The organism is Streptomyces sp. DSM 41931, from assembly GCF_050271085.1.
Lineage (GTDB): Bacteria > Actinomycetota > Actinomycetes > Streptomycetales > Streptomycetaceae > Streptomyces > Streptomyces albogriseolus.
In genome coordinates this window covers 4,152,798-4,178,326 of the sequence record NZ_CP189902.1, presented here as the reverse complement: position 1 = coordinate 4,178,326, position 25,529 = coordinate 4,152,798, and the positions used below count along the sequence as shown (strand labels likewise).

Sequence of the window (25,529 nt, the reverse complement as noted above, 5' to 3'; positions counted from 1 at the left end):
GGGCGGCACGCCCCCAGCCCCACGCACCCCACGCCCGTACGGCGTACGCGTCAGATGACGCCCTGCGCCAGCATCGCGTCCGCGACCCGCTCGAACCCGGCGATGTTCGCGCCGGCGACGTAGTCGCCGGGGACGCCGTAGCGCTCGGCGGTCTCCGCGCAGGTGGTGTGGATGTCGGTCATGATCCGGGCCAGCTCGGCCTCGACATGGTCGGCCTTCCAGGACATGCGCGACGCGTTCTGCGTCATCTCCAGCGCGCTGACCGCGACACCGCCCGCGTTGGCCGCCTTGCCGGGGCCGAAGGCGACGCCGGCCTGCTGGAGCAGGTCGACGGCGTCGGGCGTGGTGGGCATGTTCGCGCCCTCGGAGACCGCCTTCACGCCGTTGCGGATCAGCACGGCGGCGTCGTCGGCGTTCAGCTCGTTCTGCGTGGCCGACGGGAGGGCGACGTCCGCGGGGACCTCCCAGACGCGCCCGCCGGGCACGTAGCGGGCGGAGGCGCCCCGGCGGTCCGCGTAGTCGCTCACCCGGCCGCGCTCGACCTCCTTGATCTGGCGCAGGAGCTCCAGGTCGATGCCCTTCTCGTCGACGACGTAGCCGCCGGAGTCGGAGCAGGTGACCGGGTTGGCGCCGAGGGCGGTGAGCTTCTGGATGGTGTAGATGGCGACGTTGCCGGAGCCGGAGACGACGGCCGTCTGGCCCTCCAGGTCCTCGCCGCGGGCGCGCAGCATGGCCTCCGCGAACAGCACGTTGCCGTAGCCGGTCGCCTCCGGGCGGATCAGCGAGCCGCCCCAGCCGGCGGCCTTGCCGGTGAGGACGCCGCCCTCCCAGCGGTTGGTGATGCGCCGGTACTGGCCGAAGAGGTAGCCGATCTCGCGGGCGCCGACGCCGATGTCACCGGCGGGGATGTCGGTGTACTCGCCGATGTGCCGGTACAGCTCTGTCATGAACGACTGGCAGAAGCGCATGACCTCCGCGTCGCTGCGGCCCTGCGGGTCGAAGTCGCTGCCGCCCTTGCCGCCGCCGATGCCGAGCCCGGTGAGCGCGTTCTTGAAGATCTGCTCGAAGCCGAGGAACTTGATGATCCCGAGGTTCACCGAGGGGTGGAAGCGCAGGCCGCCCTTGTAGGGGCCGAGGGCACTGTTGAACTCGATGCGGAAGCCCCGGTTCACGTGGATGCGGCCGTTGTCGTCCGTCCACGGCACCCGGAAGATGATCTGCCGCTCGGGCTCGATCAGCCGCTCCACGAGGCCCGGGTCGGCGTACTCCGGCCGGGCGGCGAGCACGGGGGCGAGCGTGTCCAGCACCTCACGCGCGGCCTGGTGGAACTCCGGCTCCGCAGGGTTACGGCGCTCCACCTCGGCGCGGAGCTGCTCGAGCGAGATCTTGGGGTCGGGGCGTGAGGTCACGGGGGTCACGGGGTCCCTTTCTGGCACGGCTGGCATCCGGTTCGTGGGCGCGCATGAGATCCATGGACGGGGGAACCGGTGAGGAGCGCTCGGCGCCGTTGCCGCGCGCGGGACAGCGACCGCCCGTTCGTATACGACAGGTCGGCCGACCCTTCCAGTGTTACTCCTGTGTTAAGCGGATACCAAGAGGCGAGTCGGATAGTCCGCTATCTGGACACCGTGTACGGAGTACGGATGCGCTGCGCGGAGTGGGGGCGCGCGCTTCAGCGCTCCGATCAGCGCTCCGAGGCGTACGTCACGAAGCGGGCCCACGCGGCCGGCGCGAGCGCGAGGCGGGGGCCGGTCACGTCCTTGGAGTCACGGACGTGGACGGTGCGGGGGGCTATCGCCACCTCGACGCAGGAGTCGCCGTCGGGGCCGCTGCTGTAACTGCTCTTGAACCACTTCGGCTCGGAGACGTCTCCGGCGAAGGCCTTGCGCATCATGTCTCTCCAAGCATGTGCTCGATAAAGGTGAGCGACTCCTCGGGCGGGAGCGCCTGGGCGCGGATGGTGCCATACCGCAGTTCGAGAACGCGGAGCTGTTTCGGGTCGGAGGTGGGGCGGCCGTTGTACGCGCCGTCGGACCGGCCCACCGCGGTACCGTCGGCGAACTTCAGGATCTCGATCCGGCCGCTCAGCCCGGGATGGGCGCCGCTGCTGGTCGGCATCACCTGGAGGGTGACATGGCGCAACCGGCCCACCTCCAGCAGGCGTTCGAGTTGTCGGCGGCACACCATTGTGCCGCCCACCCGGCGCCGCAGGGCCGCTTCTTCCAGGACAAAGCTGAGCGCGGGCGCGGGTGACCGCTCGAAGACGGACTGTCGTGCCATACGGGCCGCCAGCACGCGCTCCAGGTCCTCCTCCGAGTAGGCGGGCTGCCACGCCTCGAACAACGCCCGCGCATGCTCCGGGGTCTGCAACAGCCCGTGGACGCTGATGCTTTCGTATACGCCGATCTCGACGGCCTGGGCCTCCAGCTTGGCCAACTCCCGTACCCGACGCGGGTACCGAACCCTCTTCACGTCCTCCCACGCCGCCGCGAGCAGCCCGCCGGCCCTCAGCACCTCGTCGGCCCGCTCCAGATACTCCCGTCGCGGAATCCGCTTCCCCGCCTCGACCTTGTATACGAGGTCCTCCCCGTACCCGACGCCCCACTCGTCGTCCGGGTCCACCTCCCACCCCGGCTCGTCCGCCTCCCCCGAGCCCCGTACGACCTCGCCGTCCACCGCCATCCCGCACCCCTCCGTGTCGTCCGCGCACCGCACACACCGGCGCCTCCCCCTGCCAACGAGCCGGACAGCTTGGACAGCACTGGACAACCAACTGGACAACCAGTGCCGTGAACGCGCCACCGGAACGCGAACTTTGATGCTCCGGTGCCTCCGGCGGTCCCAAGCAAGAACTTGGGGGAAATCACCCCACCAAGCCCCACCCCTCCCGCCCGAGGCCCGTGATCACTCGGGCGAGTGAACATCCGCCGCTCAACTGGCGTTTGGAGCCCTCAGCACCTCTACGCTCAGCGCAACACCACCCGAAAAAGACTTCGGCCCCCGCCGGGACTGGCATCCCGGTGCGAGGGCCTGACCACCAAGGAAGAAGAGAGCTTCCCGATGGATACCCAAAACCCTAGCGCGCCCCCGCGCGCCCAGTCAGCCCCCGCCGACAAACCGGCCCGATCGCGTCACCACACCGGCGGCGTCATCCACGAGAACACCCGGCACACCACCCGCTTCACGGTGATCGGCAACCACCTCACCCAGCACAAGGAACTCTCCCTGCTGGCGATCGGCCTCGGCTGTCACCTCCAATCGCTGCCCACGGGCGCCCCGGCCGACATCAAGTCGCTGACCGCCCGCTTCAAGGAGGGCGCCACGCGCATCGCCGCCGCCCTCCGCGAACTGGAGACCCACGGCTACCTCCGCCGCGAACGCGTCCGCACCGCCACCGGCCGGATCATCACCCGCACCATCTCCTGCAACCAGCCCGGACAGCGCCGCCGCCCCGCCGACACCGGCTGGCCCACACCGCCCCGGACCGCGCACAGGCCCGAACCCCGCCCCCGCAAGGCCCTCCCCGCCGTCCCCCAGCCCACCCAAGCCGCCGCCCTGGCCCTCCACCAGCAGGCCACCGACCTCCTCACCGGCCTCCGCCGCCACGACCCCCGCCTCCTCCTCTCCGCCACCGACACCGAGCACCTGGCCCCCGGAGTCGCCGCCTGGCTCGAACGCGAGGCCACCCCCACCGCCGTCCGCCACGCCCTCACCACCGACCTCCCCGACACCCCCCTCCGCCGCCCCGCAGCCCTCCTCGCCCACCGCCTCACAGCCCAACTCCCACCCCCACCCCCCTACCGCACCCCGGCCACCACCCCACCCCCCGTCCGCCACAAACTCCGCACCTGCGACACCTGCGACCGCGCCTTCCGCGCCCCGGACACAGAAACCCACTGCCGCGACTGCCGCACAGCAGCCGCCACCGCTCACGCGTGAGCATGGAACCGCCCCGGACCGGTGACGGGCGACCGGGCCGGGGCGGCGGTGTGGGGGACGTGCGGGGGACCGCTCAGTGCTTGTGGTGCTTCGGGCCCTTCCCGCAGTCGTCGTGGCGGGCTTCCTTCAGGGTGTCGCGCAGGGCGTAGTACGCCGGCTTGCGGTCGAAGTCCTCCGTCATGACCGTCGCGAAACCCTCACCCTGGAAGAACACCGGGACCCACGAGTACTTGTCGGTGAAGCCCCAGATGGTGAACGAGTTGCAGCCGTCGACCTCCAGGCACGCCTGGAGCATCCGCTGGTAGTACTCGGCCTGCTGCTTCTCCTGGGCCGGGGTCGGGAGCGACCCCTCCGGCACGTCCATGCGGACGTCCAGCTCGGTGACCGCGGTCTCCAGGCCCAGCGCGTCGAAGCGGCGCAGGTTGTCCGCGAGGTCGCCGGGGAAGCCGTACCGCGTGCTCAGGTGGCCCTGCACGGAGAAGCCGTGCACCGGCACCCGCTGCGCGCGCAGGTCCTTCACCAGGGCGTAGTAGGCGTCGCTCTTCGCGTTGACGCCCTCGACGTTGTAGTCGTTGAAGAACAGCTTCGCCTTGGGGTCGGCCTGGTGGGCCCAGCGGAACGCGTCCGCGACGATCTCCGGACCGAGCTCACGGATCCAGATGTTGTCCTGCGTGCGCAGGTTGCCCTGGTCGTCGAAGATCTCGTTCGCCACGTCCCACTGCTGGATCCTGCCCTTGTACCGGCCGACCACCGTGGTGATGTGCTCGCGCAGGATGCCGCGCAGCTCCGCCTTGGTGAAGTCGCCCTCCTCCAGCCAGGCCGGGTTCTGGCTGTGCCACAACAGCGTGTGCCCGCGCACCACTTGGCGGTTCTTGCGGGCGAACTCGACGATCGCGTCCGCCTGCCCGAAGTCGTAGCGGTCGCGCTCGGGGTGGATGTAGTCCCACTTCATCTGGTTCTCGGGCGAGACCGAGCTGAACTCCCGGCCCAGTACCTTCCGGTACTCCTTGTCGTACGTGAAGGGGTCCGGGTAGTCCTGCTCCAGGTGGTGGCCGCCGCCCGCCACGGCGGTGCCGATCACGAAACCTTCGGGGGCGGCCGCGCGCAGCCGGTCGAACTGGGCGTGGGAGTGCTGCGGCGGCTTGGGGCCGGCCGGCGAGGCGGCGGTCGCCGAACCGCCGAGGAGCGGCAGGGCCAGTGCCGCGGTGGCGAGGGCCACGGTGGCGAAACGGAACGGTCTCATGCGGGGGCTCTCATTCCCGTCGTCGTTCTCGAATGTTTCGAAGTAGCATCCGAAACATTAGGGATGGGCGGACGGTACGATCCGGCCATGCGGCGAGTCAATACCCGTGCACGGACCGGGTTTTCGAGCTGCCTCATCCCGCAGACGGGCGGATCACCTCCTCCGCGACCCACCGGGCGATGCCCTCGGGGAACGGCGCAGGCAGCCCGAGCACGACATGCCGGAACCCCGCGTCCAGCACCTCCCTCACCGCGCCCCGCACCGCGGCGGGCCGGTCCGTGTCGACGGGGAGGTGGATGGACCGGACGATCGACGCGGGGTCGCGGCCGATGTCGGCGCAGTACCGGTCGAGCAGGGCGCTGCGCCGCACCACGTCGTCGAGGTCGCCGCCCGGGACGTTCCACAGGTCGGCGTGCTCGGCTACCACGCGCAGCGTCGCGGACGACCGGCCGCCGACGAGGATCGGCGGATGCGGGCGCTGCACCGGCTTCGGACTGCCGAACGCCCCCGTCAGCCGGTGGTGTTCGCCGTGGAAGTCGAACGGCTTCTCCTCCGTCCAGAGCCGCCGGATCAGCACGCAGGCCTCGGCGAGGCTCGCCACCGCCCGCGCCGGTTCCTGGAACGGCAGGCCGTGCGCCGGGTACTCGCGCCACGCCTCGGGCGGATGCGGGCGCGAGCCGACGCCTATGCCGAAGTCGAGCCGGCCGCCGGAGACGATGTCGACGGTCGTCGCGATCTTCGCGAGCACGGCGGGTGGCCGGAACCGGTTGCTGGTGACCATCACGCCCAGCCGCATCCGCCGCGTCTGCGCCGCGAGGGCCGCCAGCAGCGTCCAGCCCTCGAACGTCGGTCCCTCGGGGTCCCCCCAGATGGGCATGAGGTGGTCGAACAGCCAGGCGTGCTCGATCTCGGGGACCTCGTCCGCCTCGCGCCAGACGCGGACGAGGTCGTCGTAACCGACCTGCGAGGGCGCGGTCATGATGCCGAAGCTGGGCCGCCCCGGCGGGACGGGCGGACGTGTCGTGTCGGGCATGGGCCGGGGCCCCTTCCGGGTCGGATGGCGGCCGGGTGGCGGCCGGGTGGCGGTGGTCAGCGACGGCGGCGCAGGGACGCGTCGAGCAGCGCCGGCGGGGTGTCGAACTTCTCCCCGGGGGCCAGGTCGGTGCCGGGGGCGACGATCTCGTCGATCGCGTCGAGGACGTCGGCGGTCAGCACGATGTCGGCGGCGGCGAGCTGCGACCGCAGGTGCTCCATCGTGCGGGGTCCGATGAGCGCGGCCGTCACGGCGGGGTGCGCGTTGACGAAGCCGAGGGCCAGCTGGATCAGGGTGAGCCCGGCCTCGTCGGCGACCTTGGACAGCCGCTCCACCGCGTCGAGCCGGGCCTGGTTGTGCGGGAGCGAGGGGTCGAAGCGCTCCGGCAGGACCGCCGAGCGGTGGGTGGCGACGTCCCGACCCTTGCGCACCGCACCCGAGAGCCACCCCGAGGCCAGCGGGGACCATGCCAGCACGCCCATGCCGTACTCCTCCGTCACGGGCAGGACATGGGCCTCGATGCCGCGCTGAAGCATCGAGTAGCTGGGCTGCTCGGTCACGTAGCGGCCGAGCCGGTGCTCGGAGGCGGCCCACTGGGCCTGCACGATGCGGTACGCGGGGAAGGTCGAGGAGCCGAAGTAGCGGATCTTGCCGGCGCGCTGGAGGTCGGTGAGGGCCGACAGGGTCTCCTCGTCGCTGGTCGTCGGGTCCCAGCGGTGCATCTGGTAGAGGTCCACGTGGTCGACGCCGAGGCGGCGCAGGCTGTCGTCCAGGGCGGTGTAGAGCCAGCGGCGCGAGCTGCCCCGGTGGTTGCGCTCCTCCCCTATCGGCATGGTCGCCTTCGTGGCCAGCACGATGTCGTCGCGGCGGCCGGCGATGGCCTTGCCGACCATCTCCTCGGACTCGCCGTTGCCGTACATGTCGGCGGTGTCGATGAGGTTGACGCCGGCCTCCAGGGCCGCGTCGACGATGGCGGTGGCCTCCTCCTGCGTGGTGCGCCCGATGGCGCCGAAGTTCATCGCGCCGAGCGCGAGGGTGCTGACCTGGACGCCGGTGCGGCCGAGGGTGCGGTACTGCATGCCGTGGTCTCCTCACGAGTAGAATCGGAACAGTGTTCCGGTACGACTCCAACGATACGGAACACTGTTCCGTTTTTCCAGTCCGAGCGCCCGCGGACATGCGTGAGGCGCCTCGGGCAGGCGTGAGACCATGCGGTAGCTGTATGAGTGACGGAGGAAACGACGCGGTGAACCAGAGCGAGGACGGCGTGGGCGCCGGCCCGTCACGGCGCAAGGACGCCCGGCGTAACAAGGAGACGCTGCTGGAGGCGGCCGCCGCGGTCTTCGTCACGTCCGGCGTGGACGCCCCGGTGCGCGACATCGCCTCCCGGGCAGGCGTCGGCCTGGGCACCCTCTACCGGCACTTCCCGACGCGGGCGGACCTGATCATCGCCGTCTACCGGCACCAGGTGGAGGCCTGCGCCGAGGCCGGCCCGGCCCTCCTGGAGTCCGCCCCGACCCCGCACGACGCCCTGCGGCAGTGGATCGACCTCTTCGTCGACTTCCTGGTCACCAAGCACGGCCTCGCCGCCGTGCTGCGCTCCGACCAGTCGGGCTTCGAGGGCCTGCACGCGTACTTCCTCGACCGCCTCGTCCCCGTCTGCACCCAGCTGCTCGACGCCGCGAGGGCGGCCGGGGAGATCCGCGAGGACATCGCCGCCCTCACGCTCATGCGCGGCGTGGGCAACCTCTGCATCGGCGCGGAGACCGACCCCGACTACGACGCCCGCCGCCTCGCCGCGGTGCTGGTCGACGGCCTGCGCCGCCCCAGCTGACGACAGGCCTGGAACCCCGTCAGCCGGCGTCCGCCCCGGACTCCCCGTCCGACGCGAAGACCTCCGCCGTCGACGTCGCGGTGAGGGCCTTCCTGAACCACAGGCCCAGCACGTCGGGATCACCACAGCCGACAATGCGCTCCCGGTCCTCCTCGGAGACCTCGACACCCCGGTGCCCCAGCAGGAGCAGCAGATCCTTCGCCCGGCTCTCCGCCCGGCCCTCCGCCCGAAGCTGCTGCGCGGTCTGCGACTGGAAGAACGAGAGGTCGAAGGCCATCAGATGTCCGTGGACAGTTCGACGGTGGGATGAGCTGACCATGAGGCGAAGCTAGGGGCGTATGGCATACGCCGGGCGGATATGCGGCAGTGATCACGCGACCGGGCGAACTGACCGGCGCGCGTTGACGCTGAAGGAGCTCCCGCGCCCAAGCGAAAGGGCCCGCACGACCGAAGTCGTGCGGGCCCCTTCAGGTGCTCGCAGCAGGAGCTACCAGGTCAGATCGTCACTTGACGATCTTGGTGACCTGGCCGGCGCCCACGGTCCGGCCACCCTCACGGATGGCGAACTTCAGGCCCTCCTCCATGGCGACGGGCTGGATGAGCTCCACCTTCATCTCGGTGTTGTCACCCGGCATGACCATCTCGGTGCCCTCGGGGAGGGTCACGACGCCGGTCACGTCCGTCGTACGGAAGTAGAACTGCGGGCGGTAGTTGTTGAAGAACGGGGTGTGACGGCCACCCTCGTCCTTCGACAGGATGTAGGCCTGGGCCTCGAACTCGGTGTGCGGGGTGACCGAACCGGGCTTGATGATGACCTGGCCGCGCTCGACGTCCTCGCGCTTGATGCCGCGGAGCAGCAGACCGACGTTCTCACCGGCCTGACCCTCGTCGAGCAGCTTGCGGAACATCTCGATGCCGGTGACCGTGGTGGAGGTCTTCTCGGTCTTGATGCCGATGATGTCGACGGTCTCGTTGACCTTGAGGACACCACGCTCGATGCGGCCGGTGACGACCGTACCGCGACCGGTGATGGTGAAGACGTCCTCGATCGGCATCAGGAACGGCTTGTCGACGTCGCGCTCCGGCTCCGGGATCGACTCGTCGACGGCCTTCATGAGGTCCAGGACGGACTGGCCCCACTCCTTGTCGCCCTCGAGGGCCTTCAGGGCGGAGACCTTGACGACGGGAACGTCGTCGCCCGGGAACTCGTACTCGGAGAGGAGCTCACGCACCTCGAGCTCGACGAGCTCCAGGATCTCCTCGTCGTCGACCATGTCGGCCTTGTTCAGGGCGACGACGATGTAGGGGACGCCGACCTGGCGGGCCAGGAGCACGTGCTCCTTGGTCTGCGGCATCGGGCCGTCCGTGGCGGCGACCACGAGGATGGCGCCGTCCATCTGCGCCGCACCCGTGATCATGTTCTTGATGTAGTCCGCGTGACCGGGGCAGTCGACGTGGGCGTAGTGACGCGTCTCGGTCTGGTACTCGACGTGCGCGATGGAGATGGTGATACCGCGCTGGCGCTCTTCGGGAGCCTTGTCGATCTGGTCGAAGGCCGAGGCCTCGTTCAGGTCCGGGTACGCGTCGTGCAGCACCTTGGTAATGGCGGCCGTGAGGGTCGTCTTACCATGGTCGATGTGACCGATGGTGCCGATGTTGACGTGCGGCTTAGTCCGCTCGAACTTCGCCTTCGCCACTGGGGTCCTCCTGTGGAGTGGTTCTGTACGCCTTACTTCATCGGCGCCAGGTGATCTTTGCTGGGAAACCCGGGCCCGGGTCATTCCGCCGGGTGACGGCGGAATGACCACTTGCAGGCTCCGGGGTCAAGCCTAAAGCGTTGATACGGAGTCCGTTAAACGGAGCCCCTTATTCGCCCTTGGCCTTCGCGATGATCTCCTCGGCGACGTTCCGCGGAACCTCGGCGTAGGAGTCGAACTGCATGGAGTAGCTGGCACGGCCGGACGTCTTGCTGCGCAGGTCGCCGACGTAGCCGAACATCTCCGAGAGGGGCACGAGACCCTTCACGACGCGGGCACCCGCCCGCTCCTCCATGGCCTGAATCTGGCCACGGCGGGAGTTGATGTCGCCGATGACCTCACCCATGTAGTCCTCGGGCGTGGTGACCTCGACGGCCATCATCGGCTCCAGGAGCACGGGCGAAGCCTTGCGCGCGGCCTCCTTGAAGGCCTGCGAACCGGCGATCTTGAACGCGAGCTCGGAGGAGTCGACCTCGTGGTAGCCACCGTCGAGAAGCGTGACGCGGACGCCCGTCATCTCGTAGCCGGCCAGGATGCCGAACTGCATGGCCTCCTGGGCGCCGGCGTCCACCGAAGGGATGTACTCCTTCGGGATGCGGCCACCGGTCACCTTGTTCACGAACTCGTACGAGGCGTCGCCGCCCTCGATCGGCTCGATCGCGATCTGCACCTTGGCGAACTGACCGGTACCACCGGTCTGCTTCTTGTGGGTGTAGTCCACGCGCTCGACGGCCTTGCGGATCGTCTCACGGTACGCGACCTGGGGCTTGCCGACGTTGGCCTCGACCTTGAACTCACGGCGCATGCGGTCGACCAGCACCTCGAGGTGCAGCTCGCCCATACCGCCGATGATGGTCTGGCCGGTCTCCTCGTCCGAGTGGACCTGGAACGACGGGTCCTCCTCGGCGAGCCGCTGGATCGCGACGCCGAGCTTCTCCTGGTCGCCCTTCGACTTGGGCTCGATGGCGACCTGGATGACCGGCGCCGGGAAGTCCATGGACTCCAGGATGACCGGGCTCTTGTCGTCGGACAGCGTCTCACCGGTGGTGGTCTGCTTCAGGCCCATGACGGCGACGATGTCACCGGCGCCCACCGACTCGATCTCCTCACGCTTGTTGGCGTGCATGCGGTAGATCTTGCCGATGCGCTCCTTCTTGCCCTTCACGGAGTTCAGCACCTGGGTGCCGGACTCCAGACGGCCGGAGTACACGCGGACGAAGGTGAGCTTGCCGAGGTGCGGGTCGCTCATGATCTTGAACGCGAGCGCGGCGAGGGGCTCGTCGTCCGACGGCTTGCGCGCGACGACCTTCTCCGCGTCCTTGGGGTCGTGGCCCTCGATGGCCTCGACGTCCAGCGGGGAGGGCAGGTAGCGCACGACGGCGTCGAGCAGGGGCTGCACGCCCTTGTTCTTGAACGCGGTGCCGCAGAACACGGGGGTGACGGTGGTGCCGCCGCCCTTGCCGGAGGCGATGGTGATACGACGGATCGCCGCGTACAGCTGCTCCACGGAGGGCTCCTGGCCCTCGAGGTACAGCTCCATCAGCTCTTCGTCGTTCTCCGCGACGGCCTCGAGCAGCTTGCCGCGCCACTCCTCGGCGGCCTCGGTGTGCGTGGCCGGGATGTCGACGACGTCGTACATCTCGCCCTTGGCCGCCTCGGCGGACCACACGAAGGCCTTCATCGTCACGAGGTCGACGACGCCCTGGAAGTCGGCCTCGGCACCGATGGGCAGCTGCATGACGAGCGGCTGCGCACCCAGGCGGTCGCTGATCATGTCGACGCAGCGGTGGAACTCGGCACCGGTGCGGTCGAGCTTGTTGACGAAGCAGATACGCGGAACGCCGTAGCGGTCCGCCTGACGCCACACGGTCTCGGACTGGGGCTCGACGCCGGCGACGCCGTCGAACACCGTCACGGCACCGTCGAGCACGCGCAGGGAACGCTCCACCTCGACGGTGAAGTCGACGTGGCCCGGCGTGTCGATGATGTTGATGGTGTGGTCGACGTCTTCCAGCGGCCAGTGGCAGGTGGTGGCAGCAGAGGTGATCGTGATGCCACGCTCCTGCTCCTGCTCCATCCAGTCCATGGTGGCAGCGCCGTCGTGGACCTCACCGATCTTGTAGGAAACGCCGGTGTAGAACAGGATCCGCTCGGTGGTCGTCGTCTTGCCCGCGTCGATGTGGGCCATGATCCCGATGTTGCGGACCCTGGCCAGGTCAAGCGAAGTGGTAGCCATAAGGCTTCAGTCTTCTCTCGGTCTCGATGGGGTCTGCGACTACCAGCGGTAGTGCGCGAAGGCCTTGTTGGACTCGGCCATCTTGTGCGTGTCCTCACGCTTCTTCACAGCGGCACCGAGGCCGTTGCTGGCGTCGAGGAGCTCGTTGAGCAGACGCTCGGTCATGGTCTTCTCGCGGCGGGCGCGGGAGTAACCGACCAGCCAGCGCAGCGCCAGCGTGTTGGCACGGCCGGGCTTGACCTCGACCGGAACCTGGTAGGTGGCACCACCGACACGGCGGGACTTGACCTCGAGGGTCGGCTTGATGTTCTCGAGAGCGCGCTTCAGCGTGATGACCGGGTCGTTGCCGGTCTTCTCGCGCAGACCCTCCATGGCGCCGTAGACGATGCGCTCGGCGGTGGAGCGCTTGCCGTTCAGCAGCACCTTGTTGATCAGGGAGGTCACCAGGGGGGAGCCGTAAACCGGGTCGATGATGACCGGGCGCTTCGGGGCGGGGCCCTTACGAGGCATTCTTACTTCTCCTTCTTGGCGCCGTAACGGCTGCGAGCCTGCTTGCGGTTCTTGACACCCTGGGTGTCGAGGGAACCGCGGATGATCTTGTAGCGAACACCCGGCAGGTCCTTCACACGGCCGCCGCGCACGAGCACGATGGAGTGCTCCTGCAGGTTGTGTCCCTCACCCGGAATGTAGGCGGTGACCTCGATCCCGCTGGTCAGACGCACACGCGCGACCTTACGCAGGGCCGAGTTCGGCTTCTTCGGGGTGGTCGTGAACACACGCGTGCAGACGCCGCGACGCTGAGGGGAACCCTCGAGTGCGGGCGTCTTGTTCTTCTCGACCTTGTCCTGCCGGCCCTTTCGGACCAGCTGCTGGATCGTAGGCACTACTTCTCCGGTTTCTGTGTGCCGATGGGTACAGCTAACCTGGAACATCTCCGACCCACGCGGTCGGGTGTGTCGAATCCGGCGGACTCCCACCGCAAGGCAGAAGGAAGCGCTGAATCACGGTGGCCGTTTCACAGCCCCCGGTGCGGTGTGATGGCACGCACGAAGGCCAGGGCACACCCCAGGCACAAGGTCTGAGCGTACCTAGCTCATGGACTCCGGTCAAAACAAATGGAGTGGGACGCGACACGCCCGACTTCTTACGGTTCTCCCTGCCGGGACCCGCGGTTCCTTCGGCACGGCACGCGTCCGTTCGCGGCATTGGCCGGTTCACGCCCTTTACACGCCCGGCGCTCAGTACTTTGATCCGTCCGCCGCAGGACGAACGGGGGGATCCAGCCTGATGACATCGGCGTCGTACGGTCCGGACGACGGTGGCCTGGAGGACAGGGTGCCGTTCCTGGCCCGTCTGGAGAACGGGGAGCGCACCGCGCTGCTCGGACTCGGCCGTGAGCTGCGCTTCGCGCCGCGCGTGGTGCTGCTGCACCAGCGCGAGCCGTCCTCCCACGTGCTGTTCCTGGTCCAGGGATGGACGAAGGTCACGGCCGCGGCCGCCAACGGCTACGAGGCGCTGCTCGCGCTGCGCGGCGCCGGCGACGTGGTCGGCGAGTCCGCCGCGCTGACCGGGCGGCCACGGTCGGCGACGGTGACCGCGCTGGAGCCGGTCCGGGCGGTGGCCGTGGAACACGCGCGGTTCAAGGAGTTCCTGGGCCGGTCGCCCGCCGCGTCCTTCGCGCTCCTCGGCCTCACCGCGGACCGCACCCGGGCGGCGGACCGGCGGCGGCTGGAGTTCGCGTCGATGAGCGTGCGTCAGCGGTTCGCCGTGCTGCTGCTGGATCTGGCCCGCAGCCACGGCCGCCGCACGCCTGACGGCGTCGAGCTGGCCGTGCCGCTGAGCAAGCAGGAGCTGGCGGGGTCGGTGGGGGCGTCCCGGGAGATGGTGCAGAGGCTGCTGCGCGAGCTTCGGGAGAAGGACGCGGTGTCCACGGGGCGGCGCACCCTGCTGATCCGCCGGCCCGATGTTCTCCGGCGCATCGCCACCACCGACCAGGCCGCCTCGGCGATTCCGTCGCCCCCGCGGCCTCGGGCCGCCGAGACGGCGGTCCACGAGGGCGACGCGGGGCTCTGACCTGTCGGCCAGCCCCCGTCCGGCGGACGGCCCGCGGGGGCTGGGCGCGCAGTTCCCCGCGCCCCTTCGGGGCCGCACCACCCACCGCCGCCGCCGTCTGCGGACCGTCGCGGCGCAAACCACGGCACCCCGCAGCGGTCCGGCGGACGGCCCGCGGGGGCTGAGCGCGCAGTTCCCCGCGCCCCTCCCGGGCCGCACCACCACCGCCGCCGTCTGCGGGCAGTCGTGCCGCAGGGCGGCACGGGTGGGCGCAGACGGCACCCCCAGCGGCGTGGGGGCTGAGCGCGCAGTTCCCCGCGCCCCTTCAGGGGGCGCTTCTGTGTACGCGTACACAGTTTCTGTGGGTCATACGCCCTCACGCCCCACCCCCCGCTCACGCCACTCTGCTGCCCTGCGCGACCACCCCATCCGTCGAAGGGCGACCATGACCCACCCCGTGAGCCGCACGATCCTGTTGCTGGACATCGAGAGGTTCAGCGACCGGGACGACGTCGAGCAGGCGTATCTGCGGCGCATGCTGTACGACGTCACCGACCGGGCGCTGGAGACCGCCGGCATCGAGGAGACCCTGCGCACGCGCGCCGACCGCGGCGACTCCGTGATGGAGCTGATCGACGCGAACGCCCCGGTCACCGCGCTGCTGCGGGCCCTGCTCACCGAGGTCCCCGTGCAGCTGCGCGCCATGAACCGCATGGCGTCCCGCTCGGCGCAGATGCGGCTCCGCGGCGTCGTCGCCGGCGGCTACGTGGCCGTCGACGACCTCGACGGCTGGGTCGGCTCCGACCTGAACCACGCCTGCCGCCTGCTGGACGCCGCCCTCCTGCGCGCGGCCCTGCGCGAGCGCCCCGACGACTTCGCCCTGTGCGTCTCGGACTCCGTGTACCAGGGCGTCGTACGCCACGACCACCCGGGCGTCCCGGCCGCCGACTTCCACCAGGTGACGGTAGGCACGAAGAACGGCCCGCTGACGGCGTGGCTGCACGGCCCCGTGCCGTCGGCCGGGGAGGACCACGGTGAGCGGGGGACGGGGGAGGCGCCGGGCGGATCGGGGGACCGCCCGGCGCCGGCAGCACGTCGGGGAGCCCCGGCGCCGGGTCCGGTCCTGGACGTCAACGGCGGCTCCGTGTCGTTCGGCGGCGGCTATGTCGCGGGCGACCAGCACGGCGTCTCCGGCGGCCGGGTCACCGGCGACGTGGTCATGGGCGGCAAGACGGACGGAGACCGCTCATGACCGGCCCCGACCCGGCGGCCCCGGGGGACGCCACCGCCCCGGACGGGACCGCCCCCGACGAGCACCCCGCGAAGGAGTCCTCCGCCGAGGAGACGGAGGAGCACGACCAGCCGCAGGACGCGTGGGCGGCCCGCCGCGACCTGGTCGACCACAGCCCCCGCACCATGAAGGTCGGCTCGCACGCGGCGTTCGGCGGCGGCTACGTCGCGGGCGACCAGCACGGCGTCTCCGGCGGCCGGGTCACCGGCGACGTGGTCATGGGCAGCAAGACGGTCCACCACTGGACGTTCCCCGGCCTGTCCACGGCCGCCTCCGCCTCGGGGGAGATCCCGCCCACCACCCTCACCCGGCTCGCCGCCACCTTCGTCACCGCCGACGACGCCTTCGGCGACCTGGTCGAACGGCTGCGCCGTGAGCGGGTGCTGGTGCTGTCCGGCGCCCGCTTCAGCGGCCGCCGGACGGCCGCCCTGATGCTGCTGCACCGGCTCGGCGCCGCCCCCGTGGTCGCCCTCGACCGCGCGACCACCCCGGGCTCCCTGGCCGACGCCTTCACCGCGCCGGACGGCACCACGGACCGCACGGGCGCGGCCCGCGGCTACGTGCTGTGCGACCTGGAGACCCGCCGCGGCAGCGCCCTCCGCGAAACCCACCTGCTCGGCGCCGCCGACCGCCTCGCCGAGCAGAACGCGTACGCGGTGATCACCGTCGGACCGACCGCCGTCCTGGAGGACGACGTGTTCCCCTTCGTGTGGCGGCCGCCCGCGACCGAGGACGTGCTCGCCGCGCATCTGCGGGTCCGCGCCGGCGAGGACGCCGTACCGCGCCTGCTGGGGCTGCCGGCGGTCAAGGAGTTCCTCGACCACGGCCATCAACTGCGCGAGGTCGCCGCCTTCGCCCAGCTGCTCGGCCGGTACAACGCGGGCGAGGCCACCGAGCAGGAGGTCGCCGCCTTCTCGCTGGTGTCGCTGGAGAACCAGGTCCGCGAGTGGTTCGAGGAGGACGAGACCACCGTCCATCTGCGAGACAAGGCGTTCCTGATCGCGCTCGCCGCGTTCGACGACGGCCCCTACGCGCTCACCGCCGAACTCGGGGACCGGCTCTACGACTTCCTCCAGCAGACCCAGAACCGCTCCCTGGCCGCGGACATCCCGGTCTTCGGCACCCACATCGGCAAGCGCCTCCAGCTCGCCCGCGCCCGGCTGTCCGAGGGCGAGGAGCACACCGAGTGGGGCCCGGTCACGCAGACGAAGGCCGCGTTCCACGACGAGCGGGCCTCGCTGGTGCTGCTGCGCGAGGTGTGGACGGGCCACCCGTCGGCGCGGCCCGCGCTGATCCAGTGGCTGCGCCGGCTCGCCGACGACGGCCGCCCCCTGGTGCGCACCCGCGCCGCGTCCACCGTCGCCGTCCTCGCCCGCACCGACCTGCCGTCCGCGATGGCGCTGGTCATCGAGGTGTGGGCGCGGTCCAAGCGGTTCCGCCACCGGCTCGTCGCCGTCAACTCGCTGACCCTCGCCCACCACATCGGCACCCCCAACGTGCCGCGCATCCTCGACACCTGGTCGGCCGCCGAGGACCGCCGGCTGCGCTGGGTGGCGGTCCGCGCGTACGCCCTGATCGGCCCCGAGCGGCCGGCCCAGGCGCTCGCCGCACTGCGCGCCGCGGCCCGCGAGCTGTACCGGCACGCCGGCGACCCGGACGACTTCGACGTGGAGACGGCCGGGGAGCTCGCGGACGCCGTGGTGCTGCTGCTGCTCTCCCCCGCCTCCTCCGATGTCCTCGACGACCTGCGCGCCCACCTCGACGACGACCGCGCCGTGCACGACCTGGCCGTCGGAGGCTTCATCAGCGCCTGCGGCCGCACCCAGGACGACGAGCGCCACGGCGTCCCGCTGGTCCTCGACTGGTACGCCCGCGCCGCGACCGACGAGAACCGGGCCGCCGACGGCATCGCGCACCTGTGGCGCGAGGCGCTCGACGACCCGCACCACACGACGAGCGCGCTCACGGCGATGCGCGCGTGGGTCCTGGCCGCCGACCGCTCCACCACCGTCGAATGGGCGCTCGCCGCACTGCTGCCGAGGCTCGTCACCACACCCACGGAGCACCAGCGGCTCAGTCACCTGCTGCGCACCATGCCCGGCGAGGACGGGAACCCCCCGCCGGAGGTCGCCGCCCGGCTGCTCGGCACGCTGCCGCCCCGCTGACGCTCCGACCCCACCGACGAAAGACATCCGCGCCATGCCTTCCTTCCATCGTCCGCCCGAGTGGCAGCAGCCTGCCGACCGGCACACCCGGCTGATCGACCCCGTGCTCACCGTCAGACAGCTGTCCCGCTTCGAGCTGTCCCTGAAGCACGTGGTCCGCATCGACCACGCCCTGGTCTTCTCCACCCCGAAGGGCGGTTACGAGGCTTATCCGCCGCCGGCCCGGCCCAGCCGCGGTGAGATCGCCGCCCGCCGCTACACCGCCGTGTACGAGGTGGACATGGGCGTCCACCCGTTCACCGAGACGCTCACCCTGCCCAGCGACAACGACGCCTTCGAGTTCACCGCCGAGGTGGACGTCACCTGGCAGGTGCTGGACCCGGCGCGGTTCGTGGCCTGCGGCGTCCGGGACGTGCCCGCGCTGCTCATCGGCGAACTCCAGCAGGCGGCCCGCCCGGTGACCCGCCGCTTCTCCGTCGAGGACAGCGCGCGGGCCGAGCGGGAACTGCTGAGCGCCGTCACCGTCGTCGGTCCGCTGGGCGCGCCCGCGGGGCTCCAGGTGACGTGGACGCTCCGGCTGCGCCGGGACCAGGCGAACATCGACCACCAGCGGAGGATCCAGCAGATCGGCCACTCCGCGGAGGAGCAGGTCCACGCGGCGCAGGAGGGCATGCGGGTCGACCGCGCCATGGACGAACGCCACCGGCAGCAGGACGCGCTCCAGTCCGCGCGGTCCCTGGAGTACGGCCGTCAGCAGCAGGAGCTGGCCATGCAGCAGCACCGCTGGCAGCACGAACAGGCGATGCTCCAGGGGCAGCAGATGCTGGAGATGCAGCAGATCGAGGCCAAGAAGATCGAGTTCTATCAGTGGCATCTCTCGCAGGGCGGGGTGCAGGCCTGGGCACTGCATCTGGCGCAGCACCCGGAGGACTCGCAGCTGGTGATGAGCAGCCTGCGCGAGGACCAGCTCCGCATGATCCAGGCGCAGATGGAACTGGTGAAGGAGCTGCTGGGCGGGGAGGGCGCGGAGAAGTTCGAGCTGGAAGGGCCCAAGCAGCTCGCGCTGCGCACCGTCAGCGACATCCTCAACCAGCGGTTGCCCGGGGTACCGCAGAACCCGCCGCTGCTGCCGTCGCCGGACGGGGCCGGGACGGACGGGGCCAGGACGGACGGCACCCCGCCTGCGGCGCCTCCCGCATCCGCCGCATCCCCCGGTGCACCCGGCACCCCGTACGCACCTCCGCCTCCGCCCACGGCCTTCCCCCCGCCGTCCGGCGCGCCCTACACCCCGCCGCCCGGACCGCCCCGGACGCCCCCGCCCGGCCCGTACACCCCGCCGGCATCACCCGCGCCCACGGCCGGGGCGTACCCGCCGCCCCCGACGACTCCGGCCTGGCAGCCGCCCCCGGGCTACGGCACCACGCCGACCGCGCCTCCGCCGCAACCGCCCGCCACGCCCGACCCGACAGCGCCCACGGAGAAGGAGCCGGAGTCATGACAGCCGTCACCCCGGACGCCGCCTCCCCCGCGCCCCCTTCCCCCGCCCGCGCCCAGGTGGGCGAACGCCTGCTCGCGGACCTGCGGACCGAGATCGCCCGCGCCGACAGCAAGGCGGCCGTCCTGGTCGCCGCGCTCGGCATCACCGCGGGCGCGTTCAGCGGGCTGCTCGCCGGGCGGGACTGGTCGCCGGACGCGCTGTCCGCCGTCGGGGCCGTGGTGTGGTGGACCGGGACCCTGGCCCTCGCCCTGTCCCTGCCGACGCTGCTCCTCGCCGTCCTGCCCCGCTACCGCAGCGGGAGCTGGGCGCCGGGACAGCCCTTGTCGTACTTCGGCGACATCCGGCGGGCCGTGGAGGCGGGCCGGCTGGACACCGCGCTCGCCGACACCGAGGCCGACCCCCTGGCCGCCCTGACGACGGCGCTCACCGAGACCAGCCGGATCGCCTGGCGCAAGCACCAGTGGATCCGCGCCGGCCTGATCACCTTCTGCACCGGCACGCTCCTGCTGCCCGCCTCCCTGCTGATCGGCTGACCCACGCAAGCGGCCGCCCACGCACGTCAACCGAAGGAAGCACGATGACCCAGCCACCGCCGATCCCGCCGGAGTACCCCGAGCCGACGGGCGGGCCCGCGCACCCCGGTGCGGCCCAGGTCCCGCCGGCCCGCCCGCCCGTACCGGGGCCGCGGCAGCCGCACATCCCGCCGCAGGCACCGCCGTACCCGCAGCCCCCGCAGTACCCCGCGGCCGCCGCACAGCCGCCCCCGTACCCGACGGGTCCGCAGCCCCCGCAGTACCCCTCGGCTCCTCGGTTCCAGCCTCCGTACCCTGACCCGCAGGCCGCCGCCGTCCCGCCGCACCCGCACCACATCGACACCGCCCACCGCGGGCGCGTCCACGTCTCCAGCCGGCAGCGGCACACCGACGCCACCGCCTTCGGCAGCCTGCTCCTGCATCTGCCGAACTTCCTGTGCAGCCTGGTCGTCGTCGGCCTGGTCTCACTGATCTTCGGAGACCTCGGCCTGCTGGTGATACTCGCCTGGCTGGCCAGCGGCGCACTCGTGTTCCACCGGCCCACCGAAAGCGCCCTCGCGCGCCATCTGCTCCGTCTGCGCTACCCCACTCCGCAGGAACGGGCCACACTCGAACCGGTCTGGCGCGAGGTCACCGCCCGCGCCGGCGTCGAGGGCCGCGCCTACGAGCTGTGGGTCGAGGACAGCGACAGCCTCAACGCGGTCGCCGCGGCCGGCCACATCGTGGGCGTGACCAGCTTCGCCCTGAACCGGCTGCCCAACGGCGAGCTGGCCGCCGTCATGGCCCACGAGCTGGGCCACCACGTCGGCGGGCACGCCTGGTCCGGGCTGCTCGGCCACTGGTACGCGCTGCCCGGCCGGATCGCCTGGCGGCTGCTGCGCGCCGTCACCGGCTTCCTGTTCCACGTGTCGCGGGCCTTCTCCTGCATCGGCGTGGCCTTCTTCGGCCTCTGCGCCGGCGGCATCGCCCTCGCCACCGTCAGCACCCTGTACGGCCTGCCGCTGCTGCTCCTGGGCATGCCGTACGCCCTCGCCGCCGTCGGCCGCCGCTCCGAGCTGCGGGCCGACCGGCACGCGGCGGCGCTCGGTTTCGCGCCGATGCTGGCCGCCGTGCTGGAGAAGCTGCACCAGCAGGAGCAGGCGCAGGAACAGGCACGGCTCGCCGCGGCCGGGCAGGGCGGCGGCGCGCGGATGAAGGAAACGGCCGCGAGCAGGCTGCTGTCCTCGCACCCGGACTACCACACCCGGCTGCACCACCTTCAGGAGTACCTCCAGCCGGCGCGCTGAGGCCGAGGCGGCTCAGCCCGACGTCGCCACCACCGCCAGCAGGCCGAACAGCCCCAGGAAGATCAGCCAGCCGGCCACCGACAGCCACCCGAGCACCAGCCCGGTGAGGGCCATGCCGTCACCGGCCTCGCCGGTGCGGCGTATCTCCGACTGCGCCATGTGCCCGAGGATCACGGCAGGGAGCCCCGTGAGTCCTCCGGTGGCCACGCACAGCACTCCGCACACCATGGACGCCAGCGCCTTGCCGTTGGTGCGGGCCTGCGGGCGGGGCAGGAACGCCGCCGGCACCGGCCCGTGGGGCGTCACCGGCTGCGGCATCGGGCCCTGCGGCAGATCGGCCACCAGAAGCGACAGCTCGCCCACCGTGCGCGCCGAGTAGGCGCGCGCCACCCGCTTCTCGAACTCGGGGTGGTCCAGGCGGCCCTCCCCGTACCCGGCGCGCAGCACGTCCACCGCACGCTCGCGGTCCGCGTGGGAGGCCAGCATCGAGGGCCCGCCGGGCCCCGGCAGCGGAGGACCCTGCCACGGAGTCGGATACGACACGGCTGCCTCCCCAGGGCCGGGACGGACAGTCCCAGTATGAGCGTTTCACCCACTGGAACGCAGCGGACGGGCGGTGCGGTTCCACGGACGCGCCGGGAGGCGCACACGCCGAAGGGCGGCCACCCCGTACGGAGTGACCGCCCTTCGGTTCAGACGACCCGCTTACTGGTTGTACGGACCGTAGTCGTAGTCCTCCAGCGGAACGGCCTGGCCGGAGCCCGTGCCGAACGGCGAGTAGTCGATGTCGTCGTAGCCGACGGCCGAGTACATCGCGGCCTTGGCCTCCTCGGTCGGCTCGACCCGGATGTTGCGGTAGCGGGACAGACCCGTACCGGCCGGGATGAGCTTACCGATGATGACGTTCTCCTTGAGGCCGATGAGCGAGTCGGACTTGGCGTTGATCGCCGCGTCCGTGAGGACTCGCGTCGTCTCCTGGAAGGACGCCGCCGACAGCCAGGACTCCGTGGCCAGCGAGGCCTTGGTGATACCCATGAGCTGCGGACGGCCGGAGGCCGGGTGACCGCCCTCCTGGACCACACGGCGGTTCTCGGTCTCGAACTTCGACCGCTCGACCAGCTCGCCGGGCAGCAGCTCCGCGTCGCCGGACTCGATGATCGTCACACGGCGCAGCATCTGCCGGATGATGATCTCGATGTGCTTGTCGTGGATCGACACGCCCTGCGAGTTGTAGACCTTCTGGACCTCGCCGACCAGGTGGACCTGGACGGCACGCTGACCCAGGATGCGCAGCACGTCGTGCGGGTTGGTGGCACCCACGGTGAGCTGCTGGCCCACCTCGACGTGGTCGCCCTCGGAGACCAGGACCTTGGCGCGCTTCGAGATCGGGTACGCCGTCTCGTCGCTGCCGTCGTCCGGGGTGACGACGATCTTCTTCGTCTTCTCCGTCTCCTCGATCCGCACGCGGCCGGAGGCCTCGGAGATCGGGGCGACACCCTTCGGGGTACGGGCCTCGAAGAGCTCGACGACACGCGGCAGACCCTGGGTGATGTCGTCACCGGCCACACCACCGGTGTGGAAGGTACGCATCGTCAGCTGGGTGCCGGGCTCACCGATGGACTGGGCGGCGATGATGCCGACCGCCTCACCGATGTCGACCAGCTTGCCGGTGGCCAGCGAACGGCCGTAGCACATCGCGCAGGTGCCGACGGCGGACTCGCAGGTCAGGACCGAGCGGGTCTTGACCTCCTCGACGCCGCGGGAGACGAGCTCCTCGATGAGGACGTCGCCCAGGTCGGTGCCGGCCGGGGCCAGCACCTGGCCGTCGACCACGATGTCCTCGGCGAGGCAGCGCGCGTACACGGACGTCTCGACGTCGCCCTCCTTGCGGAGCACGCCCGTCTCGTCCCGGCTGGCGATCTTGAGGCGCAGACCGCGGTCGGTGCCGCAGTCCTCCTCGCGGATGATGACGTCCTGGGAGACGTCGACCAGACGACGGGTGAGGTAACCCGAGTCGGCGGTACGCAGAGCGGTGTCCGCCAGACCCTTACGGGCGCCGTGCGTGGAGATGAAGTACTCCAGCACGGACAGGCCCTCACGGAACGACGCCTTGATCGGACGCGGGATCGTCTCGTTCTTCGCGTTCGACACCAGACCACGCATACCGGCGATCTGACGCATCTGCATCATGTTGCCTCGTGCACCCGAGTTCACCATCATGAAGATCGGGTTGGTCTTCGGGAAGTTGTCGTTCATCGCCTCGGCGACCTCGTTGGTCGCCTTGGTCCAGATCGCGATGAGCTCCTGCGTGCGCTCGTCCTTGGTGATCAGACCGCGCTCGTACTGCTTCTGGACCTTCTCGTCCTGCGCCTCGTAGCCCTTGACGATCTCCTTCTTCGCCTCGGGAACGACGACGTCGGAGATGGCCACGGTGACGCCGGAACGGGTCGCCCAGTAGAAGCCGGACGCCTTCAGGTTGTCGAGCGTCGCCGCCACGATGACCTTCGGGTAGCGCTCGGCGAGGTCGTTGACGATCTCGGAGAGCTGCTTCTTGCCGACCTCGTAGTCGACGAACGGGTAGTCCTCGGGCAGCAGCTCGTTGAAGAGCGCCCGGCCCAGGGTGGTGGTCAGGCGGAACGGGTCCCCCTGCTGCCACTCCGAGGCGCCCTCGGTCTCGCCGTCCTCGTCCGCCGGCGGGGTCCAGCCGCGCGGCGGGATGGTGCCGACCGGGAAGCGGATGTCGATCTTCGACTGGAGCGACAGCTCGCCCGCGTCGAAGGCCATGATCGCCTCCGCGACCGAGGCGAAGGAACGGCCCTCGCCCTTGAGGTCGCGCATCTCGCCGTCGGTGGTGAGGAAGAACAGACCGAGGACCATGTCCTGGGTCGGCATCGTCACCGGGCGGCCGTCGGCCGGCTTGAGGATGTTGTTCGAGGACAGCATCAGGATGCGGGCCTCGGCCTGCGCCTCCGCGGAGAGCGGCAGGTGGACGGCCATCTGGTCACCGTCGAAGTCCGCGTTGAACGCGGTGCAGACGAGCGGGTGGATCTGGATGGCCTTGCCCTCGACCAGCTGCGGCTCGAAGGCCTGGATGCCGAGGCGGTGCAGCGTGGGCGCACGGTTCAGCAGAACCGGGTGCTCCGCGATGACCTCTTCCAGCACGTCGTACACGACCGTGCGGCCGCGCTCGACCATGCGCTTGGCCGACTTGATGTTCTGCGCGTGGTTCAGGTCGACCAGGCGCTTCATCACGAACGGCTTGAACAGCTCCAGCGCCATCGCCTTCGGCAGACCGCACTGGTGCAGCTTCAGCTGCGGACCGACGACGATCACGGAACGCGCGGAGTAGTCCACACGCTTGCCGAGCAGGTTCTGACGGAAGCGGCCCTGCTTGCCCTTCAGCATGTCGCTGAGGGACTTCAGCGGGCGGTTGCCCGGACCGGTGACCGGACGGCCACGGCGGCCGTTGTCGAACAGCGCGTCCACGGCCTCCTGGAGCATGCGCTTCTCGTTGTTCACGATGATCTCGGGCGCGCCGAGGTCGAGAAGCCGCTTCAGGCGGTTGTTGCGGTTGATGACACGGCGGTACAGGTCGTTCAGGTCGGAGGTCGCGAAGCGGCCACCGTCCAGCTGCACCATCGGACGCAGGTCCGGCGGGATGACCGGGACGCAGTCCAGGACCATGCCCTTGGGGCTGTTGGAGGTCTGCAGGAACGCGGAGACGACCTTCAGCCGCTTCAGGGCGCGGGTCTTCTTCTGGCCCTTGCCGGTGCGGATGATCTCGCGGAGCTTCTCGGCCTCCTCCTCGAGGTCGAAGGACTCCAGGCGCTTCTGCAGCGCCGCGGCGCCCATCGAGCCGTCGAAGTACGTGCCGAAGCGGTCACGCAGCTCGCGGTAGAGCAGCTCGTCGCCCTCGAGGTCCTGGACCTTGAGGTTCTTGAACCGGTTCCACACCTCGTCGAGGCGGTCGATCTCGCGCTGCGCACGGTCGCGCAGCTGCTTCATCTCACGCTCGGCGCCCTCGCGCACCTTGCGGCGCACGTCGGCCTTGGCGCCCTCGGCCTCCAGCTCGGCCAGGTCGGTCTCGAGCTTCTTGGCGCGGGCCTCCAGGTCGGCGTCCCGGCGGTTCTCGATCTGCTGACGCTCGACGGAGACGTGGGCCTCCAGCGACGGCAGGTCGCGGGTACGGCGCTCCTCGTCCACGTACGTGATCATGTACGCGGCGAAGTAGATGACCTTCTCGAGGTCCTTCGGAGCCAGGTCGAGCAGGTAGCCCAGCCGGCTCGGGACACCCTTGAAGTACCAGATGTGCGTGACGGGGGCGGCGAGCTCGATGTGGCCCATCCGCTCACGACGCACCTTGGCACGGGTGACCTCGACGCCGCAGCGCTCGCAGATGATGCCCTTGAAGCGGACGCGCTTGTACTTGCCGCAGTAGCACTCCCAGTCCCGGGTCGGACCGAAGATCTTCTCGCAGAAGAGTCCGTCCTTCTCGGGCTTGAGGGTGCGGTAGTTGATGGTCTCGGGCTTCTTGACCTCGCCGTGGCTCCACTGACGGATGTCGTCAGCGGTGGCCAGGCCGATCCGGAGCTCGTCGAAGAAGTTGACGTCGAGCACTATGCGTCAATCCCTCTCAGGGTTGTAAGTCATGGGGTCTGAAAC

General features: G+C 70.6%; 21 protein-coding genes. 8 read left to right on the top strand and 13 right to left on the bottom strand.

The window, feature by feature from the left end; translation table 11 throughout:
• Nucleotides 1-50: 50 nt before the first annotated feature.
• The 3 genes from gdhA to ACP7TJ_RS19510 all read right to left on the bottom strand — a co-directional run bounded on the left by gdhA (nucleotide 51) and on the right by ACP7TJ_RS19510 (nucleotide 2,682).
• On the bottom strand, nucleotides 51-1,445 hold the full coding sequence (gdhA, locus tag ACP7TJ_RS19520) for an NADP-specific glutamate dehydrogenase (RefSeq protein ID WP_093765477.1): 1,395 nt from the start codon (nucleotides 1,443-1,445) through the stop codon (nucleotides 51-53).
• Between the two features lie 239 nt (nucleotides 1,446-1,684).
• Complete coding sequence (locus ACP7TJ_RS19515; protein WP_266548352.1) at nucleotides 1,685-1,894, bottom strand: DUF397 domain-containing protein; 210 nt, start codon at nucleotides 1,892-1,894, stop codon at nucleotides 1,685-1,687.
• Entirely contained in the window at nucleotides 1,891-2,682 is a 792-nt protein-coding gene (locus tag ACP7TJ_RS19510) for a DUF5753 domain-containing protein (protein ID WP_427764195.1), read from the bottom strand. Before ACP7TJ_RS19510 ends, ACP7TJ_RS19515 begins: the two co-directional genes overlap by 4 nt.
• Nucleotides 2,683-3,060: 378 nt before the next feature.
• Here ACP7TJ_RS19510 and ACP7TJ_RS19505 point away from each other — a divergent pair, with 378 nt between their 5' ends.
• Nucleotides 3,061-3,939: a helix-turn-helix domain-containing protein gene (locus tag ACP7TJ_RS19505; RefSeq protein ID WP_387790793.1), complete on the top strand. Its 879-nt coding sequence runs from the start codon at nucleotides 3,061-3,063 to the stop codon at nucleotides 3,937-3,939.
• 73 nt (nucleotides 3,940-4,012) lie between these two features.
• On the opposite strand, the gene ACP7TJ_RS19500 is transcribed toward ACP7TJ_RS19505, so the two are convergent.
• The 3 genes from ACP7TJ_RS19500 to ACP7TJ_RS19490 all read right to left on the bottom strand — a co-directional run bounded on the left by ACP7TJ_RS19500 (nucleotide 4,013) and on the right by ACP7TJ_RS19490 (nucleotide 7,294).
• Nucleotides 4,013-5,182 carry an endo-1,4-beta-xylanase gene (locus ACP7TJ_RS19500; protein WP_093765474.1) on the bottom strand — a complete coding sequence of 390 codons (1,170 nt, stop codon included), beginning with the start codon at nucleotides 5,180-5,182 and terminating at the stop codon, nucleotides 4,013-4,015.
• A 133-nt stretch (nucleotides 5,183-5,315) separates the two neighbouring features.
• Nucleotides 5,316-6,215: an LLM class flavin-dependent oxidoreductase gene (locus ACP7TJ_RS19495; protein WP_093765473.1), complete on the bottom strand. Its 900-nt coding sequence runs from the start codon at nucleotides 6,213-6,215 to the stop codon at nucleotides 5,316-5,318.
• A 56-nt stretch (nucleotides 6,216-6,271) separates the two neighbouring features.
• Nucleotides 6,272-7,294: an aldo/keto reductase gene (locus ACP7TJ_RS19490; RefSeq protein ID WP_093765472.1), complete on the bottom strand. Its 1,023-nt coding sequence runs from the start codon at nucleotides 7,292-7,294 to the stop codon at nucleotides 6,272-6,274.
• A gap of 143 nt (nucleotides 7,295-7,437) precedes the next feature.
• Here ACP7TJ_RS19490 and ACP7TJ_RS19485 point away from each other — a divergent pair, with 143 nt between their 5' ends.
• Complete coding sequence (locus ACP7TJ_RS19485; protein WP_193458677.1) at nucleotides 7,438-8,049, top strand: TetR/AcrR family transcriptional regulator; 612 nt, start codon at nucleotides 7,438-7,440, stop codon at nucleotides 8,047-8,049.
• A gap of 19 nt (nucleotides 8,050-8,068) precedes the next feature.
• On the opposite strand, the gene ACP7TJ_RS19480 is transcribed toward ACP7TJ_RS19485, so the two are convergent.
• The 5 genes from ACP7TJ_RS19480 to rpsL form a co-directional block, all read right to left on the bottom strand.
• Nucleotides 8,069-8,326, bottom strand: coding sequence for a hypothetical protein (locus ACP7TJ_RS19480; protein WP_387750385.1), 258 nt, complete (start codon nucleotides 8,324-8,326; stop codon nucleotides 8,069-8,071).
• A 226-nt stretch (nucleotides 8,327-8,552) separates the two neighbouring features.
• Nucleotides 8,553-9,746, bottom strand: a complete 1,194-nt coding sequence (tuf, locus tag ACP7TJ_RS19475) for an elongation factor Tu (protein WP_006130799.1) — start codon at nucleotides 9,744-9,746, stop codon at nucleotides 8,553-8,555.
• Nucleotides 9,747-9,915: 169 nt separating this feature from the next.
• Nucleotides 9,916-12,042 carry an elongation factor G gene (fusA, locus tag ACP7TJ_RS19470; RefSeq protein WP_093765469.1) on the bottom strand — a complete coding sequence of 709 codons (2,127 nt, stop codon included), beginning with the start codon at nucleotides 12,040-12,042 and terminating at the stop codon, nucleotides 9,916-9,918.
• 39 nt (nucleotides 12,043-12,081) lie between these two features.
• Nucleotides 12,082-12,552, bottom strand: coding sequence for a 30S ribosomal protein S7 (rpsG, locus tag ACP7TJ_RS19465; RefSeq protein WP_003998848.1), 471 nt, complete (start codon nucleotides 12,550-12,552; stop codon nucleotides 12,082-12,084).
• A gap of 2 nt (nucleotides 12,553-12,554) precedes the next feature.
• Entirely contained in the window at nucleotides 12,555-12,926 is a 372-nt protein-coding gene (rpsL, locus tag ACP7TJ_RS19460; protein WP_003948652.1) for a 30S ribosomal protein S12, read from the bottom strand.
• Nucleotides 12,927-13,329: 403 nt separating this feature from the next.
• Here rpsL and ACP7TJ_RS19455 point away from each other — a divergent pair, with 403 nt between their 5' ends.
• The 6 genes from ACP7TJ_RS19455 (at nucleotide 13,330) to ACP7TJ_RS19430 (ending at nucleotide 20,867) form a co-directional block, all read left to right on the top strand.
• The gene (locus ACP7TJ_RS19455; protein ID WP_246532143.1) at nucleotides 13,330-14,115 is read left to right on the top strand and encodes a Crp/Fnr family transcriptional regulator; all 786 of its coding nucleotides are present in this window, start codon (nucleotides 13,330-13,332) and stop codon (nucleotides 14,113-14,115) included.
• A gap of 424 nt (nucleotides 14,116-14,539) precedes the next feature.
• Entirely contained in the window at nucleotides 14,540-15,346 is an 807-nt protein-coding gene (locus ACP7TJ_RS19450) for a hypothetical protein (RefSeq protein ID WP_427764186.1), read from the top strand.
• Entirely contained in the window at nucleotides 15,343-17,550 is a 2,208-nt protein-coding gene (locus ACP7TJ_RS19445) for a hypothetical protein (RefSeq protein ID WP_427764183.1), read from the top strand. The genes ACP7TJ_RS19450 and ACP7TJ_RS19445 overlap by 4 nt, the downstream gene beginning before the upstream one ends.
• A gap of 34 nt (nucleotides 17,551-17,584) precedes the next feature.
• Complete coding sequence (locus tag ACP7TJ_RS19440; RefSeq protein ID WP_176710708.1) at nucleotides 17,585-19,048, top strand: hypothetical protein; 1,464 nt, start codon at nucleotides 17,585-17,587, stop codon at nucleotides 19,046-19,048.
• The gene (locus tag ACP7TJ_RS19435; RefSeq protein WP_427764180.1) at nucleotides 19,045-19,581 is read left to right on the top strand and encodes a Pycsar system effector family protein; all 537 of its coding nucleotides are present in this window, start codon (nucleotides 19,045-19,047) and stop codon (nucleotides 19,579-19,581) included. Before ACP7TJ_RS19440 ends, ACP7TJ_RS19435 begins: the two co-directional genes overlap by 4 nt.
• 44 nt (nucleotides 19,582-19,625) lie before the next feature.
• On the top strand, nucleotides 19,626-20,867 hold the full coding sequence (locus tag ACP7TJ_RS19430; protein WP_387790784.1) for a M48 family metalloprotease: 1,242 nt from the start codon (nucleotides 19,626-19,628) through the stop codon (nucleotides 20,865-20,867).
• Between the two features lie 12 nt (nucleotides 20,868-20,879).
• On the opposite strand, the gene ACP7TJ_RS19425 is transcribed toward ACP7TJ_RS19430, so the two are convergent.
• Complete coding sequence (locus tag ACP7TJ_RS19425; protein ID WP_093765464.1) at nucleotides 20,880-21,410, bottom strand: DUF1707 and DUF4190 domain-containing protein; 531 nt, start codon at nucleotides 21,408-21,410, stop codon at nucleotides 20,880-20,882.
• Nucleotides 21,411-21,572: 162 nt separating this feature from the next.
• A complete protein-coding gene (locus tag ACP7TJ_RS19420; RefSeq protein WP_093765463.1) occupies nucleotides 21,573-25,484 on the bottom strand; it encodes a DNA-directed RNA polymerase subunit beta' in 3,912 nt (1,303 codons plus the stop codon).
• Between the last annotated feature and the right edge of the window lie 45 nt (nucleotides 25,485-25,529).

Excerpts from the sequence above, each read along its gene's own strand:
- ACP7TJ_RS19515 (WP_266548352.1), bottom strand. The coding sequence starts at position 1,894 with ATGATGCGCAAGGCCTTCGCCGGAGACGTCTCCGAGCCGAAGTGGTTC.
- ACP7TJ_RS19455 (WP_246532143.1), top strand. The coding sequence starts at position 13,330 with ATGACATCGGCGTCGTACGGTCCGGACGACGGTGGCCTGGAGGACAGG.
- ACP7TJ_RS19445 (WP_427764183.1), top strand. The coding sequence starts at position 15,343 with ATGACCGGCCCCGACCCGGCGGCCCCGGGGGACGCCACCGCCCCGGAC.
- ACP7TJ_RS19430 (WP_387790784.1), top strand. The coding sequence starts at position 19,626 with ATGACCCAGCCACCGCCGATCCCGCCGGAGTACCCCGAGCCGACGGGC.
- rpsG (WP_003998848.1), bottom strand. The coding sequence starts at position 12,552 with ATGCCTCGTAAGGGCCCCGCCCCGAAGCGCCCGGTCATCATCGACCCG.
- fusA (WP_093765469.1), bottom strand. The coding sequence starts at position 12,042 with ATGGCTACCACTTCGCTTGACCTGGCCAGGGTCCGCAACATCGGGATC.
- ACP7TJ_RS19505 (WP_387790793.1), top strand. The coding sequence starts at position 3,061 with ATGGATACCCAAAACCCTAGCGCGCCCCCGCGCGCCCAGTCAGCCCCC.
- ACP7TJ_RS19510 (WP_427764195.1), bottom strand. The coding sequence starts at position 2,682 with ATGGCGGTGGACGGCGAGGTCGTACGGGGCTCGGGGGAGGCGGACGAG.
- ACP7TJ_RS19450 (WP_427764186.1), top strand. The coding sequence starts at position 14,540 with ATGACCCACCCCGTGAGCCGCACGATCCTGTTGCTGGACATCGAGAGG.
- ACP7TJ_RS19435 (WP_427764180.1), top strand. The coding sequence starts at position 19,045 with ATGACAGCCGTCACCCCGGACGCCGCCTCCCCCGCGCCCCCTTCCCCC.
- gdhA (WP_093765477.1), bottom strand. The coding sequence starts at position 1,445 with ATGCCAGCCGTGCCAGAAAGGGACCCCGTGACCCCCGTGACCTCACGC.
- ACP7TJ_RS19500 (WP_093765474.1), bottom strand. The coding sequence starts at position 5,182 with ATGAGACCGTTCCGTTTCGCCACCGTGGCCCTCGCCACCGCGGCACTG.
- ACP7TJ_RS19485 (WP_193458677.1), top strand. The coding sequence starts at position 7,438 with ATGAGTGACGGAGGAAACGACGCGGTGAACCAGAGCGAGGACGGCGTG.
- ACP7TJ_RS19490 (WP_093765472.1), bottom strand. The coding sequence starts at position 7,294 with ATGCAGTACCGCACCCTCGGCCGCACCGGCGTCCAGGTCAGCACCCTC.
- ACP7TJ_RS19480 (WP_387750385.1), bottom strand. The coding sequence starts at position 8,326 with ATGGCCTTCGACCTCTCGTTCTTCCAGTCGCAGACCGCGCAGCAGCTT.
- ACP7TJ_RS19440 (WP_176710708.1), top strand. The coding sequence starts at position 17,585 with ATGCCTTCCTTCCATCGTCCGCCCGAGTGGCAGCAGCCTGCCGACCGG.
- ACP7TJ_RS19495 (WP_093765473.1), bottom strand. The coding sequence starts at position 6,215 with ATGCCCGACACGACACGTCCGCCCGTCCCGCCGGGGCGGCCCAGCTTC.